The sequence below is a fragment of the Pseudomonas sp. S3(2024) genome (assembly GCF_036861315.1).
Classification (GTDB): Bacteria; Pseudomonadota; Gammaproteobacteria; order Pseudomonadales; family Pseudomonadaceae; genus Aquipseudomonas; species Aquipseudomonas putida_A.
On sequence record NZ_JAZAQQ010000001.1, the window covers coordinates 617042 to 633718 of the forward strand.

At 60.5% G+C, this 16677-nt stretch carries 15 protein-coding genes; 10 read left to right on the plus strand and 5 right to left on the minus strand.

The window, feature by feature from the left end:
• Positions 1–335: 335 nt before the first annotated feature.
• Positions 336–1058 carry a tellurite resistance TerB family protein gene (locus VLA07_RS02955; protein WP_333988376.1) on the minus strand — a complete coding sequence of 241 codons (723 nt, stop codon included), beginning with the start codon at positions 1056–1058 and terminating at the stop codon, positions 336–338.
• Positions 1059–1236: 178 nt separating this feature from the next.
• Here VLA07_RS02955 and VLA07_RS02960 point away from each other — a divergent pair, with 178 nt between their 5' ends.
• The 8 genes from VLA07_RS02960 (at position 1237) to VLA07_RS02995 (ending at position 11238) form a co-directional block, all read left to right on the plus strand.
• Entirely contained in the window at positions 1237–2151 is a 915-nt protein-coding gene (locus VLA07_RS02960) for a LysR family transcriptional regulator (protein WP_007954670.1), read from the plus strand.
• A 130-nt stretch (positions 2152–2281) separates the two neighbouring features.
• Positions 2282–3739: a gamma-aminobutyraldehyde dehydrogenase gene (locus VLA07_RS02965; protein WP_330206455.1), complete on the plus strand. Its 1458-nt coding sequence runs from the start codon at positions 2282–2284 to the stop codon at positions 3737–3739.
• Positions 3740–3822: 83 nt separating this feature from the next.
• A complete protein-coding gene (gene ydcS, locus VLA07_RS02970; RefSeq protein WP_103521619.1) occupies positions 3823–4974 on the plus strand; it encodes a putative ABC transporter substrate-binding protein YdcS in 1152 nt (383 codons plus the stop codon).
• A 201-nt stretch (positions 4975–5175) separates the two neighbouring features.
• Positions 5176–6213, plus strand: coding sequence for an ABC transporter ATP-binding protein (locus tag VLA07_RS02975; RefSeq protein ID WP_134785514.1), 1038 nt, complete (start codon positions 5176–5178; stop codon positions 6211–6213).
• 1 nt (position 6214) lies between these two features.
• Positions 6215–7150, plus strand: a complete 936-nt coding sequence (locus tag VLA07_RS02980; protein ID WP_333988377.1) for an ABC transporter permease — start codon at positions 6215–6217, stop codon at positions 7148–7150.
• Positions 7140–7949: an ABC transporter permease gene (locus VLA07_RS02985; RefSeq protein ID WP_007967757.1), complete on the plus strand. Its 810-nt coding sequence runs from the start codon at positions 7140–7142 to the stop codon at positions 7947–7949. Before VLA07_RS02980 ends, VLA07_RS02985 begins: the two co-directional genes overlap by 11 nt.
• A gap of 166 nt (positions 7950–8115) precedes the next feature.
• The gene (locus VLA07_RS02990; RefSeq protein WP_333988378.1) at positions 8116–9540 is read left to right on the plus strand and encodes a gamma-aminobutyraldehyde dehydrogenase; all 1425 of its coding nucleotides are present in this window, start codon (positions 8116–8118) and stop codon (positions 9538–9540) included.
• Positions 9541–9753: 213 nt separating this feature from the next.
• Entirely contained in the window at positions 9754–11238 is a 1485-nt protein-coding gene (locus VLA07_RS02995; protein WP_333988379.1) for an APC family permease, read from the plus strand.
• Here the strand turns inward: VLA07_RS02995 and VLA07_RS03000 are convergent.
• The gene (locus VLA07_RS03000) at positions 11235–11399 is read right to left on the minus strand and encodes a hypothetical protein (RefSeq protein ID WP_160056119.1); all 165 of its coding nucleotides are present in this window, start codon (positions 11397–11399) and stop codon (positions 11235–11237) included. The genes VLA07_RS02995 and VLA07_RS03000 overlap by 4 nt on opposite strands.
• Before the next feature lie 438 nt (positions 11400–11837).
• Here VLA07_RS03000 and VLA07_RS03005 point away from each other — a divergent pair, with 438 nt between their 5' ends.
• Complete coding sequence (locus VLA07_RS03005) at positions 11838–12344, plus strand: BRO-N domain-containing protein (RefSeq protein WP_247267976.1); 507 nt, start codon at positions 11838–11840, stop codon at positions 12342–12344.
• A gap of 49 nt (positions 12345–12393) precedes the next feature.
• Here the strand turns inward: VLA07_RS03005 and VLA07_RS03010 are convergent, their stop codons facing one another.
• Entirely contained in the window at positions 12394–12579 is a 186-nt protein-coding gene (locus tag VLA07_RS03010; RefSeq protein ID WP_003222012.1) for a hypothetical protein, read from the minus strand.
• A gap of 392 nt (positions 12580–12971) precedes the next feature.
• Between VLA07_RS03010 and VLA07_RS03015 the strand changes: the two genes are divergently transcribed.
• Positions 12972–14600 carry a glucan biosynthesis protein D gene (locus tag VLA07_RS03015; RefSeq protein ID WP_115988137.1) on the plus strand — a complete coding sequence of 543 codons (1629 nt, stop codon included), beginning with the start codon at positions 12972–12974 and terminating at the stop codon, positions 14598–14600.
• A 159-nt stretch (positions 14601–14759) separates the two neighbouring features.
• Here the strand turns inward: VLA07_RS03015 and VLA07_RS03020 are convergent, their stop codons facing one another.
• The gene (locus tag VLA07_RS03020; RefSeq protein ID WP_330206317.1) at positions 14760–15293 is read right to left on the minus strand and encodes a GNAT family N-acetyltransferase; all 534 of its coding nucleotides are present in this window, start codon (positions 15291–15293) and stop codon (positions 14760–14762) included.
• Between the two features lie 83 nt (positions 15294–15376).
• Positions 15377–16483, minus strand: a complete 1107-nt coding sequence (locus VLA07_RS03025) for an NADH:flavin oxidoreductase/NADH oxidase (RefSeq protein WP_330206316.1) — start codon at positions 16481–16483, stop codon at positions 15377–15379.
• Positions 16484–16677 lie beyond the last annotated feature (194 nt).

The following is a 16677-nucleotide window of genomic DNA, read 5'->3' on the forward strand; positions in this document are numbered from 1 at the left end:
GGGAGTATAGCCGAGGGCGGTGTTTCATTTATAAGACGCTTTTTAACCCTCGGGCCGGCCCGACTTGGTTCGCGGGAAGGCTCTGGGGTGGGACTGTCCGACAATCCGGGGCTGGCGTGCCAGTGATGGAATGGCAAAAAGGGGCGCTGGATCGGCCATTGCTGTTGTTGTGAGGCTGGAAAGCAATCGCGAGCAGGCTCACTCCTACACATTTCGGCGTCCAGTCCAAAACTTTGTAGGAGCTGCGGCACGCTGCGATCTTTTGATTTTTAAAGCCAACATCAAAAGATCGCAGCGTACCGCAGCTCCTACATGAATACCGTGCTCAGGCAGTTCTATAGCGATGCCTGGCGCACCTGCTTCTCCAGCTCCACCTTCAACCCCGGCTCCAGATTCAGTTGCTTGGCCAACTCCTCCAGATACGCCTTTTCCATAAAGCTCTCCTCATCCACCAGCATCACGCTGGCGATGTACATCTCGGCAGCCATCTCCGGCGTGCTCGCGGCCCGGGCGACGTCGACCGGGTCGAGGGGTTTGTTGAGTTCGGCGTGCAGCCAGTGTTGCAATTCCTGATCGTTGTCGAGTTTGGTGAATTCGCCTTCAATCAGTTGACGTTCGCGGTCATCGATATGGCCGTCAGCCTTGGCGGCGGCGACCAGTGCTTTGAGAATGGCCTGGCTGTGTTGTTCGGCTTGCGCGGGGGGCAGACGATCCAGGGTTTGCGGTTCGGTTTGTGGGGCGGTGCCTTTCTGGGCGTTCCAGTTGCCGTAAGCCTTATAGGCCAGCACACCAAGGGCAGCGAGGCCACCGTAGACCGCAACTTTGCCGCCGACCTTGCGCGCCTTTTTGCTGCCGAGCAGCAGGCCCATGGCCCCGGCCGCCAGAGCACCACCGCCCGCCCCCGAGAGCAGGCCGCCCAGCGCACCGGAGCCTGAAGACCCACCCAGCAAACCGCCCAGCCCGCCAGCCGCGGGTTTGTTCTGCGCGCCACCGGCCTTGTTCTGCAACAGATCCTGGCCAGACTTGAGTAGTTGATCGAGCAATCCACGGGTGTTCATGTTCCGCCTCCAAAACAGGGGTTATCCGGATCTATCAGGCCCTCAGCCTAGTTCGAAAGTGCCCCGGCCCTGCCCGCAAGTGTGCTTCCAGATGTTGCTCAGCAGGCGCAGGCCCTTCGCGAAAATAGATATACACTCAGGCCAATCTATAAAAACCGCCCACCGGGTACCCCTCCTCATGATGACCCTACGTCAGATCCGTCACTTCATCGCGGTGGCCGAGACCGGCTCGATTTCCGCCGCCGCGCAAACCGCGTTTATTTCCCAATCGACCCTGACCCTGGCGATTCAGCAACTGGAAGAGGAAATCGGCGTCAGCCTGTTCAACCGCCACGCCAAGGGCATGACCCTGACTCACCAGGGCCACCAGTTCCTGCGCCAGGCGCACCTGATTCTGGCCACCGTAGACAATGCCAAGCGCAGCCTGCAACAAAGCACCGATCAGGTCGCCGGACAGTTGATCGTCGGCGTAACCAGCCTGGTCGCCGGTTATTACCTCGCCGATCTGCTCACCCGGTTCCAGCGCGCCTATCCCAACGTCGAGATCCGGGTGATGGAGGACGAGCGGCCATACATCGAGCATTTGCTGGTCAGCGGCGAAATCGATGTCGGCGTGCTGATCCTCTCCAATCTCGAAGACCGCCACGCCCTGCAGACCGAAGTGCTGACCCACTCGCCGCATCGTCTGTGGCTGCCGGCCCAGCATCCACTGCTGGAACACGACAGCATCAACCTCGCCGACGTCGCTCGCGAGCCGTTGATTCAACTGAATGTTGATGAAATGGATCGCAACGCCCAAAGACTTTGGCGCGGCGCCGGGCTGCAACCGAAGATCACCCTGCGCACGGCATCCACTGAAGCCGTGCGAAGCCTCGTCGCTGCAGGTCTGGGTGTATCAATCCAGCCGGACATGACTTACCGCCCATGGTCACTCGAAGGCGACATCATCGAAGCGCGGCCGATTGCCGACCTCAACCAGACCCTCGACGTCGGTCTGGCCTGGCGCCGAGGGACCGCGCGCCCTGCCCTGGTTGATCCATTCCTGACCGTAGCCCGCGAACAACCGCACGGCGGACGCAAGCCATCTATTTAATCGAATGCCACCTTCAGTATTTAGAATTTGTCGACCTCGGAGCCGCGCACTAGTCTTGCTGCATCTATAAGACGGTCGGCTCCCGGGCACGGGAGCCACAATGACCACACAAGAAAAGAGATCGCGGAAAATGGCTGGCGTGCAGACCCCGATGTGTACCGCGTTGTTGATCGACGGCGAACTGGTCGCCGGGCAGGGTTTTGTCGAACCGATCCTCAACCCGGCCAGCGGTGAAATCCTCACCCACATCGCCGAGGCCAGCACCGAGCAGGTCGAAACCGCGATCCTCGCCGCCCATCGCGCTTTTGGCGAATGGTCGCGCACCACGCCGCAACAACGTTCCAGTCTGCTGCTGGACATCGCCAACGCCGTCGAAAAACACGCCGATTACCTCGCCCGCCTCGAAGCGCTGAACTGCGGCAAGCCGCTGCACTTGGCGCGGCAGGACGATCTGACCGCCACCGTCGACGTGTTCCGCTTCTTCGCTGGTGCCGTGCGCTGCCAGACCGGTCAGCTCAGCGGCGAATACCTGCCGGGCTACACCAGCATGGTGCGTCGCGATCCGATTGGCGTGGTGGCGTCGATTGCGCCGTGGAACTACCCGATCATGATGGCCGCGTGGAAAATCGCCCCGGCCCTCGCCGCCGGCAATACGCTGGTGTTCAAGCCGTCGGAACACACACCGCTGTCGATCCTCGCACTGGCGCCAGCACTCGCCGAGATCCTGCCGCGCGGGGTGATCAACATCATCTGCGGCGGCGGTGAAGGCGTCGGCAGCCATCTGGTCGGGCACGCCAAGGTGCGCATGGTCTCGCTGACCGGCGATATCGTCACCGGGCAGAAGATCCTTCAGGCGGCAGCAAAAACCCTCAAGCGCACGCATCTGGAACTCGGCGGCAAAGCCCCGGTGATCGTCTGCAACGATGCCGACATTCAAGCGGTGGTCGACGGCGTGCGCACCTACGGTTACTACAACGCCGGGCAGGACTGCACCGCCGCGTGCCGGATCTACGCGCAAACAGGCATTCACGACAAATTGGTCGCCGAGCTCGGCGCAGCGGTCAGCAGCCTGCGCTTCGCCGGCAAGCGCGATGCCGACAACGAGATCGGCCCGCTGATCAGCACCCGCCAGCGCGACCGCGTCGCCAGTTTCGTCGAGCGCGCCCTCGGCCAGCCGCACATCGAGCGCGTGACTGGCGCGGCGGTGCATTCCGGCGCCGGGTTCTTCTACCAGCCGACGTTGCTGGCCGGTTGCAAACAGACTGATGAAATCGTCCAGCGCGAAGTGTTCGGCCCGGTGGTCACCGTGACCCGCTTCGACGAACTCGCGCAAGCCGTGGACTGGGCCAACGACTCCGAATACGGCCTCGCCTCGTCGGTGTGGACGCAGAATCTGGACAAGGCAATGCAGGTCGCCGCCCGTTTGCAGTACGGCTGCACGTGGATCAACAGCCACTTCATGCTGGTCAGCGAAATGCCCCACGGCGGGCTGAAACGCTCCGGATACGGCAAAGACTTATCCAGTGATTCGCTGCAGGACTACAGCGTGGTGCGGCACATCATGGCCCGCCACGGCCAGCATCTCTGACTACGCTAATAACAAGCCGCCAACGGCATGCTGCACCGCGTTCACAACTGCCCCGACCATAATTTAAAGAAGAGGGTTCAACCATGTTCGTGCACAAGACCGCACTGTTTAGTGCAATCACCACAGCCTTGCTGGCCAGCGCCAGCCTGCAAGCTGCCGAGCCGCTGAAGGCGGTCGGCGCCGGCGAAGGTCAGTTGGATATCGTGGCCTGGCCGGGCTACATCGAACGTGGCGAGAGCGACAAGGCTTACGACTGGGTGAGCGGTTTCGAGAAAGAAACCGGCTGCAAGGTCAACGTCAAGACCGCCGCGACCTCCGACGAGATGGTCAGTCTGATGGCCAAGGGTGGTTACGACCTGGTCACCGCTTCGGGCGATGCCTCGTTGCGCCTGATCGTCGGCAAGCGCGTGCAACCGATCAACACCGCATTGATCCCGAACTGGAAAACCCTCGATCCACGGCTGAAAGATGCACCGTGGTACGTGGTCAACAACCAGACCTACGGCACCCCGTATCAGTGGGGCCCGAACGTGCTGATGTACAACACCAACGTGTTCAAGACGCCGCCGACCAGCTGGAACGTCCTGTTCGACGCGCAGAATTTCCCCGACGGCAAACCGAACAAGGGTCGCGTGCAGGCCTATGACGGCCCGATCTACATCGCCGACGCGGCGCTGTACCTGAAGACCGCCAAACCTGAGCTGGGGATCAAGGATCCGTATCAACTCACCGAGGCGCAGTACAAGGCCGTGCTCGATCTGCTGCGCGCGCAGCAGCCATTGATTCACCGTTACTGGCACGACACCACGGTACAGATGAGCGACTTCAAGAACGAAGGCGTGGTGGCGTCGAGCGCCTGGCCGTATCAGGTCAACGGCCTGATCAACGAGAAACAACCGATCGCCTCGACCATCCCCAAAGAAGGCGCCACCGGTTGGGCCGACACCACCATGCTGCACGCCGAAGCCAAGCATCCGAACTGCGCCTACAAGTGGATGGACTGGTCGTTGCAGCCGAAAGTCCAGGGTGACGTGGCGGCGTGGTTTGGTTCGCTGCCAGCCGTGCCGGCGGCGTGCAAGGAGAGCGAACTGCTCGGCGCCGAGGGTTGCAAGACCAATGGCTTCGACCAGTTCGACAAGATCGCCTTCTGGAAAACCCCGCAGGCTGAGGGCGGCAAGTTCGTGCCTTATAGCCGCTGGACTCAGGACTACATTGCGATCATGGGCGGCCGTTAGCCTTTGAGTTGACTCCGCTCTCCCTGTGGGAGCGGGCTTGCTCGCGAAAGCGCCAGGTGAGTCAGCATCAAAGTCGAATGAAAGACCGCATTCGCGAGCAAGCCCGCTCCCACATTTGATCTCCATCACCGGTAGATCGCATTCGTTTCAGCTTTTTCAGAAGTCCAGGCGACGGCCCACGCCTTTTTGGAGCACCGCACCATGACGCTTGCAGTCCAGTTCACCAACGTTTCCCGGCAGTTCGGCGAGGTGAAGGCCGTTGACCGGGTTTCCATTGACATCCAGGACGGCGAGTTCTTTTCCATGCTCGGCCCTTCCGGCTCGGGCAAGACCACCTGCCTGCGCCTGATCGCCGGTTTCGAACAACCGAGTGCCGGCTCGATCCGCATTCACGGCGCGGAAGCCGCCGGTCTGCCGCCGTATCAACGTGATGTGAACACCGTCTTCCAGGATTACGCACTGTTCCCGCACATGAACGTGCTGGACAACGTCGCCTATGGCTTGAAGGTCAAAGGCGTGAGCAAAACCGAACGCCACAAGCGCGCCGAAGAGGCGTTGGACATGGTCGCCCTCGGCGGTTATGGCGCACGCAAACCGGTGCAGTTGTCCGGCGGTCAGCGCCAGCGTGTCGCCCTCGCCCGCGCCTTGGTCAATCGCCCGCGCGTGCTGTTGCTTGATGAGCCATTGGGCGCCCTCGACCTGAAATTGCGCGAGCAGATGCAGAGTGAACTGAAGAAGCTGCAACGCCAGCTCGGCATCACTTTCATCTTCGTCACTCACGACCAGACCGAGGCGCTGTCGATGTCCGATCGCGTCGCTGTATTCAACAAGGGCCGCATCGAACAGGTCGACACCCCGCGCAATCTGTACATGAAACCCACCACCACGTTCGTCGCCGAATTCGTCGGCACCTCGAACGTGATTCGCGGCGATCTGGCGCGCCAGCTCAGCGGCCATCCGCAGCCGTTTTCGATTCGCCCCGAACACGTGCGTTTCGCCGAAGGGCCTCTCGCCAGCCATGAAATCGAAGTCAGCGGTCTGCTCCACGACATCCAGTATCAGGGCAGCGCCACGCGCTATGAACTGACGCTGGAAAACGGCCAGACCCTGAGCATCAGCCACGCCAACAATCAGTGGATCGACAGCAGCGCACAACACCAAACCGGCCAGCGCCTGAGCGCACGCTGGGCGCGGGAAGCGATGATCCCGCTGCATGATACCGTCGCGAGCGGGGTCTGAAATGAGCACGCTCGCGATGACTCAAGCACCGCCGTTGCGGCGGTTCTCCAACCTGCTCTATCGCAAGCCGAACCTGTATCTGTCGCTGCTGCTGGTGCCACCGTTGCTGTGGTTTGGCGCGATCTACCTCGGCTCGCTGCTGGTGCTGTTGTGGCAGGGTTTCTACACCTTCGACGACTTCACCATGGCGGTCACTCCTGACCTGACCCTGGCGAATTTTGCCGCGCTGTTTCAGCCATCGAACTTCGACATCATTTTGCGCACGCTGAGCATGGCCATCGTAGTATCGATCGCCAGCGCCATCGTCGCGTTCCCGATTGCCTACTACATGGCGCGCTACACCACGGGCAAGACCAAGGCGTTTTTCTACATCGCAGTGATGATGCCGATGTGGGCCAGTTACATCGTCAAGGCCTACGCCTGGACGTTACTGTTGGCCAAGGGCGGCGTCGCGCAATGGTTCGTCCAGCATCTGGGACTGGAGCCGGTGTTGCAGTTCATCCTCGGCATTCCCGGGGTGGGCGGCAGCACCTTGTCGACCTCACATCTGGGACGGTTCATGGTGTTCGTCTACATCTGGCTGCCGTTCATGATCCTGCCGATTCAAGCGTCGCTGGAACGTCTGCCGCCATCGCTGTTGCAGGCTTCCGCCGACCTCGGGGCCAAGCCGCGCCAGACCTTCATGCAGGTGATTTTGCCGCTGTCGGTGCCAGGAATTGCGGCCGGTTCGATCTTCACTTTTTCCCTGACCCTGGGCGACTTCATCGTGCCGCAATTGGTCGGGCCGCCGGGTTACTTCGTCGGCAGCATGGTCTACGCGCAGCAAGGTGCGATCGGCAACATGCCGATGGCCGCAGCGTTCACGTTGGTGCCGATTGTGTTGATCGCCATTTACCTGTCCATCGTCAAACGACTGGGGGCCTTCGATGCACTCTGAAAAAGCATCTCTCGGTCTGCGCATCGCGGCCTGGGGCGGGTTGGTGTTTCTGCACTTTCCGATCCTGATCATCTTTCTTTACGCCTTCAACACCGAGGAAGCCGCGTTCAGCTTTCCGCCGAAGGGCTTCACCCTGCACTGGTTCAGCGTGGCGTTTTCGCGGCCGGATGTGCTGGAGGCGATCAAGCTCTCGCTGCAGATTGCCGCCATCGCCACGTTGATCGCGATGGTGCTCGGCACACTGGCTTCAGCCGCGTTGTACCGCCGCGACTTCTTCGGCAAGCAGGGCATTTCGCTGATGCTGATTTTGCCGATCGCGCTGCCGGGGATCATCACCGGGATCGCCTTGCTGGCGACGTTCAAGACACTGGGGATCGAGCCGGGGATGTTCACCATCATCGTCGGCCACGCGACCTTCTGTGTGGTGATCGTCTACAACAACGTCATCGCCCGCCTGCGCCGCACTTCGCACAGTTTGATCGAGGCGTCGATGGATCTTGGTGCCGACGGTTGGCAGACCTTCCGCTACATCATCCTGCCGAACCTCGGCTCGGCGTTGCTGGCCGGCGGCATGCTCGCCTTTGCGCTGTCGTTCGACGAAATCATCGTCACCACGTTCACCGCCGGGCATGAGCGCACGTTGCCGTTGTGGCTGCTCAACCAGCTCAGCCGCCCACGGGATGTGCCGGTGACCAACGTCGTCGCCATGCTGGTGATGATGGTGACCATGCTGCCGATTCTCGGCGCGTATTACCTGACCCGGGGTGGCGAGAGTGTCGCGGGCAGTGGTGGGAAATAACCGAATAACTGAAGAAACCGGATCCCTGTAGGAGTGAGCCTGCTCGCGATGACTGACTGTCATTCAACAGGGGAGTCGACTGTAAGACCGCTATCGCGAGCAGGCTCACTCCTACATTGGGAATCGGTTTCGACAGAACAATAAAAGTGTTAGCGAGGACAATGAAATGCAAACCAGACTCTTGATCAACGGCCACCTGGTCAACGGCGAAGGCCCGGCCCAACCGGTGCTCAACCCGGCGCTCGGCAGCGTACTGGTGGAGATCAACGAGGCCTCCGAGGCCCAAGTCGATGCCGCCGTGCGCGCCGCCGATAATGCGTTCGCCGAGTGGTCGCAAACCACACCGAAAGACCGTTCGCTGCTGCTGCTCAAACTCGCCGACGCCATCGAAGCCCACGGCGAGGAACTGGCGAAACTCGAATCCGACAACTGCGGTAAACCCTACAGCGCTGCATTGAACGACGAGATCCCGGCGATTGCCGACGTGTTCCGTTTCTTCGCTGGCGCCAGCCGTTGCATGAGCGGTTCGGCCGGTGGCGAATACCTGCCCGGCCACACCTCGATGATCCGCCGCGACCCGGTGGGCGTAATTGCCTCCATCGCGCCGTGGAACTACCCGTTGATGATGGTCGCCTGGAAAATCGCCCCGGCCCTCGCTGCCGGTAATACCGTGGTGCTCAAGCCGTCGGAACAAACCCCGCTGACCGCGTTGCGTCTGGCCGAACTGGCGTCGGAAATTTTCCCGGCCGGTGTACTCAATCTGGTATTCGGTCGCGGTCCTAGCGTCGGCAGCCCGTTGGTCACGCATCCTAAAGTGCGCATGGTCTCGCTGACCGGTTCCATCGCCACCGGTTCGAACATCATTTCCAGCACCGCCGACAGCGTCAAACGCATGCACATGGAACTGGGGGGCAAAGCGCCGGTGATCATCTTCGACGACGCCGACATCGATGCCGCCGTCGAAGGCATCCGCACCTTCGGTTTCTACAACGCCGGGCAGGACTGCACCGCCGCGTGCCGGATCTACGCGCAGCAAGGCATCTACGACCAGTTCGTCGAGAAGCTCGGCGCGGCGGTCAGCAAAATCAAGTACGGCTTGCAGGATGATCCGTCGACCGAGCTGGGGCCGCTGATCACCGCGCAGCATCGCGACCGCGTCGCTGCTTTCGTCGAACGCGCCGTGGCGCAGTCGCACATTCGCTTGATCACCGGCGGCAAGGCTGTGGAAGGCAACGGTTTCTTCTTCGAACCGACGGTGCTGGCCGACGCGCAACAGGATGACGAGATCGTCCGCCGCGAAGTGTTCGGGCCGGTGGTGTCAGTAACCAAGTTCACCGATGAAGCGCAGGCGCTGGAGTGGGCCAACGACTCCGACTACGGCCTGGCGTCCTCGGTGTGGACGGCGGATGTCGGACGCGCGCATCGCTTGTCCGCGCGATTGCAGTACGGCTGCACCTGGGTCAACACCCACTTCATGCTCGTCAGCGAAATGCCCCATGGCGGTCAGAAATTGTCCGGCTACGGCAAGGACATGTCCATGTACGGACTGGAGGACTACACCACGGTTCGGCATGTGATGTTCAAGCACTAAAAGCATCGCTGGCAAGCCAGCTCCCACAAGGTTCGGTGCAGCTCTTGTGGGAGCGGGCTTGCTCGCGAAGGCGTCACCTCGGTTTCAGGAAGGAAACCGGCATTACGCACCACCAGGATCCCAAAACAATAACTACCGACCCGGGCGGTGCCCACAAAGCCCCGCCACGGCCTCGGCCATCCGAAATCTGCCGATTTCACGGAGCAAACACCCATGAGTGCCTCACCCGAATTCTCGGCCGCCATTGCCGACAGCGATGCCGAACAACTGCGCAAACTCGGCTACACCTCGAACTTCAATCGCAGCATGAGCCTGTGGGAAAACTTCGCTTTGGGCTTCACTTATCTGTCACCGGTCGTAGGGGTTTATACCCTGTTCGGTCTGTGCCTCGCGGCCGGCGGGCCACCGATGTTCTGGGCTTACTTGCTGGTCGGTTGCGGCCAGTTGCTGGTGTGCCTGATCTTCGGCGAAGTGGTCTCGCAGTTCCCGATTTCCGGCGGCGTTTATCCATGGGCGCGACGTCTGGTCGGCAAAAAATGGGCGTGGATGGTCGGCTGGATCTACTCCATCGCCCTGTGCGTGACCATCGCGGCGGTGGCCGTCGGTGCCGGCCCGTATCTGGCGGCGATGCTCGGGTTTGAGCCGAGCAACAACACCAACATCGTCATCGCGCTGGTGCTGACCTTGTTCGCCACGCTGGTCAATCTGAGCGGCACCAAAGTGCTGGCGCGTATCGCCATGTTCGGCTTCCTCTGCGAACTGGTCGGCGCGGTAATCGTCGGCGTGTACCTGCTGATCTTCGAGCGCCACCAACCGCTGAGTGTGCTGTTCAACACTTTCGACATCAGCGTCGATGGCTCATACCTGCCGGCGTTCCTCACCGCTTCGCTGGCCGGGATGTTCCTCTACTACGGCTTCGAGGCCTGCGGCGACGTCGCCGAAGAAACCCCGAACCCCAGTGCAAAAATTCCGGTGGCCATGCGCATGACCATCTACATCGGCGGCATCGCGGCAATGTTTGCCTGCCTGGCGCTGATCCTCGCCGTGCCGGACATGCAAGCGGTGATCAACGGCACCGACAAGGACCCGGTCACCACCATCCTCAACAACGCCTTCGGCCCGATCGGCTCGAAAGTGGTGATGGGCGTGGTGATGATTTCCTTCATCTCCTGCGTCATCAGCCTGCAGGCTGCGGCGAGTCGTCTGCTGTACTCCTACGCCCGCGACGAAATGGTCATCGGCAGCCGACTGCTGAAAAAGATTTCTCCTACAACCCAGGTGCCAGTTGCCGCGCTGTTCGTGTCCGGCGTCCTGCCCGCCCTGATCATCGCCCTCGGCTTCTTCCTGCAGGACGCCGTGGCCACCATCGTCAGCTTCGCCGCCATCGGCATCTACCTCGCGTTCCAGATGATCGTGCTGGCCGCTTTGTATGCGCGGATGAAAGGCTGGAAACCCAGCGGCAAATTCACCCTCGGCGCCTGGGGCTGGCCGGTGAACATCGGCGCGCTGGTGTATGGCGTCGGCGCGATCATCAACATGGCCTGGCCACGTACGCCGGATGCGGCGTGGTATGTGAACTATGCGATGGTGTTAAGCACGGTGATCGTGATTGGGTTGGGGCTGGTTTACATGTGGATCGGCAAGCCGTATGACCATGGGAAGGCGCCGGCTGGGGATGCTTGGAAGGTGAGTCGCTAAGAAGAATCACCCCGGAATCGAGATTTGATTCCGGGGTCTCCTCGAAGCACTGTCATCAATTCATCAGTACGCCATTTGATATCGGCTTTACCTCTAACAGCTTCGAAGCGATCCAGATCGATCACCTTTCTCTTTTTACCCTTCGCTTCATCTTTGCTCACAGAATTGCTTCTCCCTTTTCCCGATTGCTAACTCATAAAGGAAAATCTTCGGTGCAGGGATGGTTTAGCAGCGGAATCTAAAAAAACAGGCATTTCCTACAGCTACAGCCTGCCTGAAAAAGCCCCATTTCCTACGATGTGGGGCGAAAGGGTAGACTTGTCGCCGCAAGCGCCTGACCGATAGGCTTTATCCCGTCGCTGTTCATTCAGCGACCCGGGGTCGAAGCCGGAAACTGTCAACGCGGTGCTTGCATGCCCTCCATTGAATTGTGGCTGTTTCGCAGCTTCAGTTTTGCTTTATGGCGGGCCGTGTGGCGCGGGCCTTCTGGCTTTTCCGTGTTTGACTGGAAGTATCCCGACTTCGAACGCCATACGGTTCGCCACCCAACTTGTCGAAGAGTTGATGGCGACTTTCCTACTCAAATCGGAAGTCACTACATGTCTGCACAAATCCAAAACTCATCGTCGACCCACTTCACCCCCACCGTCTTCACCCGCCACAACCGCTTCCTCCACGCATTCATGCAAGACCACGAAGCCTGGTTCTGCGTGCAAGATCTCGGTCGCTTGATGGGTTACCCCCTGAACGAACGCCTTACCCTGAAACTCGATCCCGACCAGCGTCGCCATGTCCTCCTGCGTCGGGACGGCGAAATCATCGATTGCGCGATGGTCAGCGAGTCCGGCCTGTTCGCCCTGCTCGTCCATCACTTCGTCCCGGAAAACCGACACCTGCGCCAATGGCTGAGCCATGAAGTCATCCCGATGCTGCGCGAAACTCAATCAAGCCCTGTGGAAAACCACCCGAGCTTGAGCTCAATGCATTGGGCAGGCGTTACCGTACCGCTGCTGCACTGGCAACAGCAGGCGTGGGTCAAATGGCGGGATGTGCCGGAGTTGATGCGCGGCCAGCGGCCGTATCCAGTCCTGGGAACGTGTAGCTGATCCAGATAAAAAGGTGCGGACCTTTCAGTCCGCACCTTTTTATTTCCACTCAAAACCGCGAAACACTGCGCATCGCATCCACCAGATACCGCATCGCAATCCGGTCGCTCTCCGACAACTCGCGATAACGCTCCACCAGCTTCAGCTCTTCAGAACTCAATCGACGCCTTCTGCGGCCGCTGCCGAGGCAGGGAAAGATGCCGAGCATTTCGGCGATACCTTGTATTTTTGCCATGGACGATGTCCTTCAATACTTCAAAGAATTGCTAAACCACCACATCGCCCTGCCCCTTACAGCAGCGCCGTGTGCCCTACCGGTCAACACCGGTCATGCCCATAGAATAGAAATTAAATCGGCGCTGAAAAGCGGTTTTTAGAGTAATTAGTCGAAAAAAGCAGATATGCCGCATAAATCAGAACGCCCTGTCAGATTTTTAACCGACATGTCTTGTTTCATTGACACTCTGTCACTGTGAATCAACGAATTCTGCTCGACGAGCGAACCGTTTAAGCTAGCCGGCATCTGTTTATAGTCCGTTGCGTTTGGCCGAAGGCTTGTCCGAACCGTAATTTCTGATCCAGCACGTGCCAGGAACGGCGCGGGATTGCTCACGACAGGTTGTATCTATGCACCGCAGGAATTTGCTCAAAGCGTCGATGGCCATTGCGGCTTACACCGGTCTCTCGGCTTCCGGCCTGCTGGCCGCCCGTGCCTGGGCCGCCAATGGTGGCGCCGCCGATGGCGAGGCCCAGGCTTTCGACTTCGAAGCGCTCAAGCGCCAAGCCAAGCAACTGGCCGGCTCGGCCTATCAGGACACTAAACAGGTGCTGCCGCCAACGCTGGCGACCATGACCCCGCAGAACTTCAACGCGATCCGCTACGACGGCGATCATTCGCTGTGGAAAGAGAACAAGGGTCAGCTGGACGTGCAGTTCTTCCACGTCGGCATGGGTTTCCGCCAGCCGGTGCGCATGTACAGCGTCGATCCGAAGACCCGTACCGCGCGCGAAGTGCATTTCCGCCCGACGCTGTTCAACTACGAGAACACCTCGGTCGACACCCAACAGCTCAAGGGCGACCTGGGGTTTGCCGGCTTCAAGCTGTTCAAGGCGCCGGAGCTGGATCGCCATGACGTGGTGTCGTTCCTCGGCGCCAGTTATTTCCGTGCGGTGGATGCCACTGGCCAATATGGCCTCTCGGCCCGTGGTCTGGCCGTCGACACCTACGCGAAAAAGCGCGAAGAATTCCCTGACTTCACCAAATTCTGGTTCGAGACTCCGGATCAGAACGCCACGCGTTTTGTGGTCTATGCGCTGCTCGACTCGCCGAGCGCCACCGGTGCCTACCGCTTCGACATCGATTGCCAGGCCGAGCGCGTGGTGATGGAGATCGACGCCCACATCAACGCGCGTACCGCCATCGAACAACTGGGCATCGCACCGATGACCAGCATGTTCAGCTGCGGCACCCACGAACGCCGCATGTGCGACACCATCCACCCGCAGATTCACGACTCCGATCGCCTGGCGATGTGGCGCGGCAACGGCGAGTGGATCTGTCGCCCGCTGAACAACCCGGCGACCCTGCAGTTCAACGCGTTCGCCGACACCGATCCGAAAGGCTTCGGTCTGGTGCAGACCGACCACGAGTTCGCCAACTATCAGGACACCGTTGACTGGTACAGCAAGCGCCCGAGCCTGTGGGTTGAACCGACCACCGCGTGGGGCGAAGGCTCGATTGATCTGCTGGAAATTCCTACCACCGGCGAAACCCTCGACAACATCGTCGCGTTCTGGACCCCGAAGAAGCCAGTGGCTGCCGGCGACTCGCTGAACTATGGCTACAAGCTCTACTGGAGCGCCCTGCCACCGGTCGGTACGCCACTGGCGCGGGTGCATGCGACCCGTTCGGGCATGGGTGGCTTCGTCGAGGGCTGGGCACCAGGCGAGCATTACCCACCGGTCTGGGCCCGTCGCTTTGCCGTGGACTTCACCGGTGGCGGTCTCGATCGCCTGCCGCAGGGCACCGGGATCGAACCGGTGGTCACCTGCTCCAACGGCAAGGTGCAGGACTTCAGCGTGCTGGTGCTCGATGACATCAAGGGTTACCGGATCCTGTTCGACTGGTACCCGACCAGCGACAGCGTCGACCCGGTGGAACTGCGCCTGTTCATCCGCACCAATGACCGCACACTGAGCGAGACCTGGCTGTACCAGTACTTCCCGCCGGCGCCGGACAAGCGCAAATATCCTTGATGATTTGAGGCGCCTGTAAGGGCCTCTTCGCGAGCAAGCCCGCTCCCACACTGGATCCCGGTCGATCACACAGTTTGCGACCGACACAGAACCAGGGTGGGAGCGGGCTTGCTCGCGAATGCGTCAGAACATTCAACATCGGTTATTGAAGAAACTGCGTCAGGTCAGTGGGCAATACAGATGAATGTCTCTGGGTTCTTGATCAAACAACTCTGGATCCGCCTGATCAACCAACCGGCAACCCTGACGCTGATAAAACTCCACAGTGTTGCGCGATTCAGTCGCTGAAACATACAACGCCTCGGCACCGAATCGCCGGCCCTGCTCGCAGGCCAGCGCAAACAACTTCGCCCCCAGCCCTTGCCCGCGGTAATCACGGCTGATGTGCAGAAACTTCAACTGGCGCATGCTCAACCCCTGATTGTGAATAACCCGGTTATCCACAACCACCGCCGCGACCAGCGCCTGCCCATCGAAAACCCCGTACAACCAGCCACCGCGCCGCAAGCACTTCTCCAGCGCCAGCGCGTTTTCCTCAGCTTCCCCTTCCGGCCAGCCACGCATATCGAAATGCACCGGATACAAAATCAGCTCACCTTTTTCCAGCCGATAACATTCCTCCACCAGCTCGCTGCGGTCGATCTGCGCCAGCAGCGGCAAGTCGTGTTCGGTCAGTTCTCGTTCGATCAACATGCTCGACATCCTTGGCAAATGGCAGGCAAGAAAAAACCCGCCGGTTCAATGGCGGGTTTTATAGACGTTACGCAAACCCGAAATCAATCGCGCAGATCGGACTCGTGAATCGGCTGATCACGATGGGTCGCGCGCTGATACTGCGCCGGCCATACCGCTTTGCGCCCACCCAGATCATCGTCGGCATGCAGCGGCCAGTACGGGTCTCGCAGCAGCTCGCGGGCGAGGAAGATGATGTCGGCCTGACAGGTGCGCAGAATGTGCTCAGCCTGCGCCGGCTCGGTAATCATGCCGACGGTGCCGGTGGCGATGCCCGACTCCTTACGCACCCGTTCGGCGAAGCGCGTCTGATAACCCGGCCCCACCGGAATCTCGGCGTTGGCGGCGGTACCACCGGAGGAGACGTCGATCAGGTCCGCTCCCAGTGCCTTGAGGCGGCGCGCCAGTTCCACGGTTTCATCCGGGTTCCAGCCGTCTTCCACCCAGTCGGTGGCCGAAACCCGGACAAACACCGGCAACTCTTGTGGCCAGACCTCGCGCACGGCCTCGGTGACTTGCAACACCAGCCGAATACGGTTTTCGAACGAACCACCGTATTGATCGCGGCGCTGATTGCTCAATGGCGACAGAAACTGATGCAGCAGATAACCGTGGGCGGCATGCACCTCGACCACGCTGAAACCTGCGGTCAACGCACGTCTGGCCGCAGCAACGAAGGCCTGGATGACTTCGGCGATTTGCCCTTCATCCAGCTGCTTGGGTTGCGTGTGTTGCGGGTCGAAGGCAATCGGCGACGGCCCGACCGGGATCCAGCCGCCATCCTCCGGTTTGACGCTGCCGTGTTTGCCGATCCATGGCCGATGGGTGCTGGCCTTGCGCCCGGCGTGGGCCAGTTGAATGCCAGCAACCGCACCCTGAGCCGTAATGAAACGGGTGATGCGTTGCAGCGGTTCGATCTGTTCGTCGTTCCACAAACCGAGGTCTTCGGCGGTGATCCGCCCGTCGGCGGTGACCGCCGTGGCCTCGGTGAAAATCAGGCCGGCACCGCCCACCGCACGGCTGCCCAGGTGCACCAGATGCCAGTCGTTGGCCAGACCGTCGACGCTGGAATACTGGCACATCGGCGACACGGCGATGCGGTTGGGCAGGGTCAGTTGGCGAAGGGTAAAGGGTTCGAGCAGCAGACTCATGGGGCACCTCTCAAATCAGTGGGCAGGCTCCAGGGTTCTGTTTGAAAAGTCGACGAGTGACAGGAAAAGGTGCAGCACCCGCCCCCGCGGGCAAAACATTCGACAGACGTCACAAGGCCAATCAAGCAGTGCTTAGAGCCTAGTCGACAACCGGGGATGAGGGAGGGTTCAGAGTGATTCAGTGTGTGAAAGGG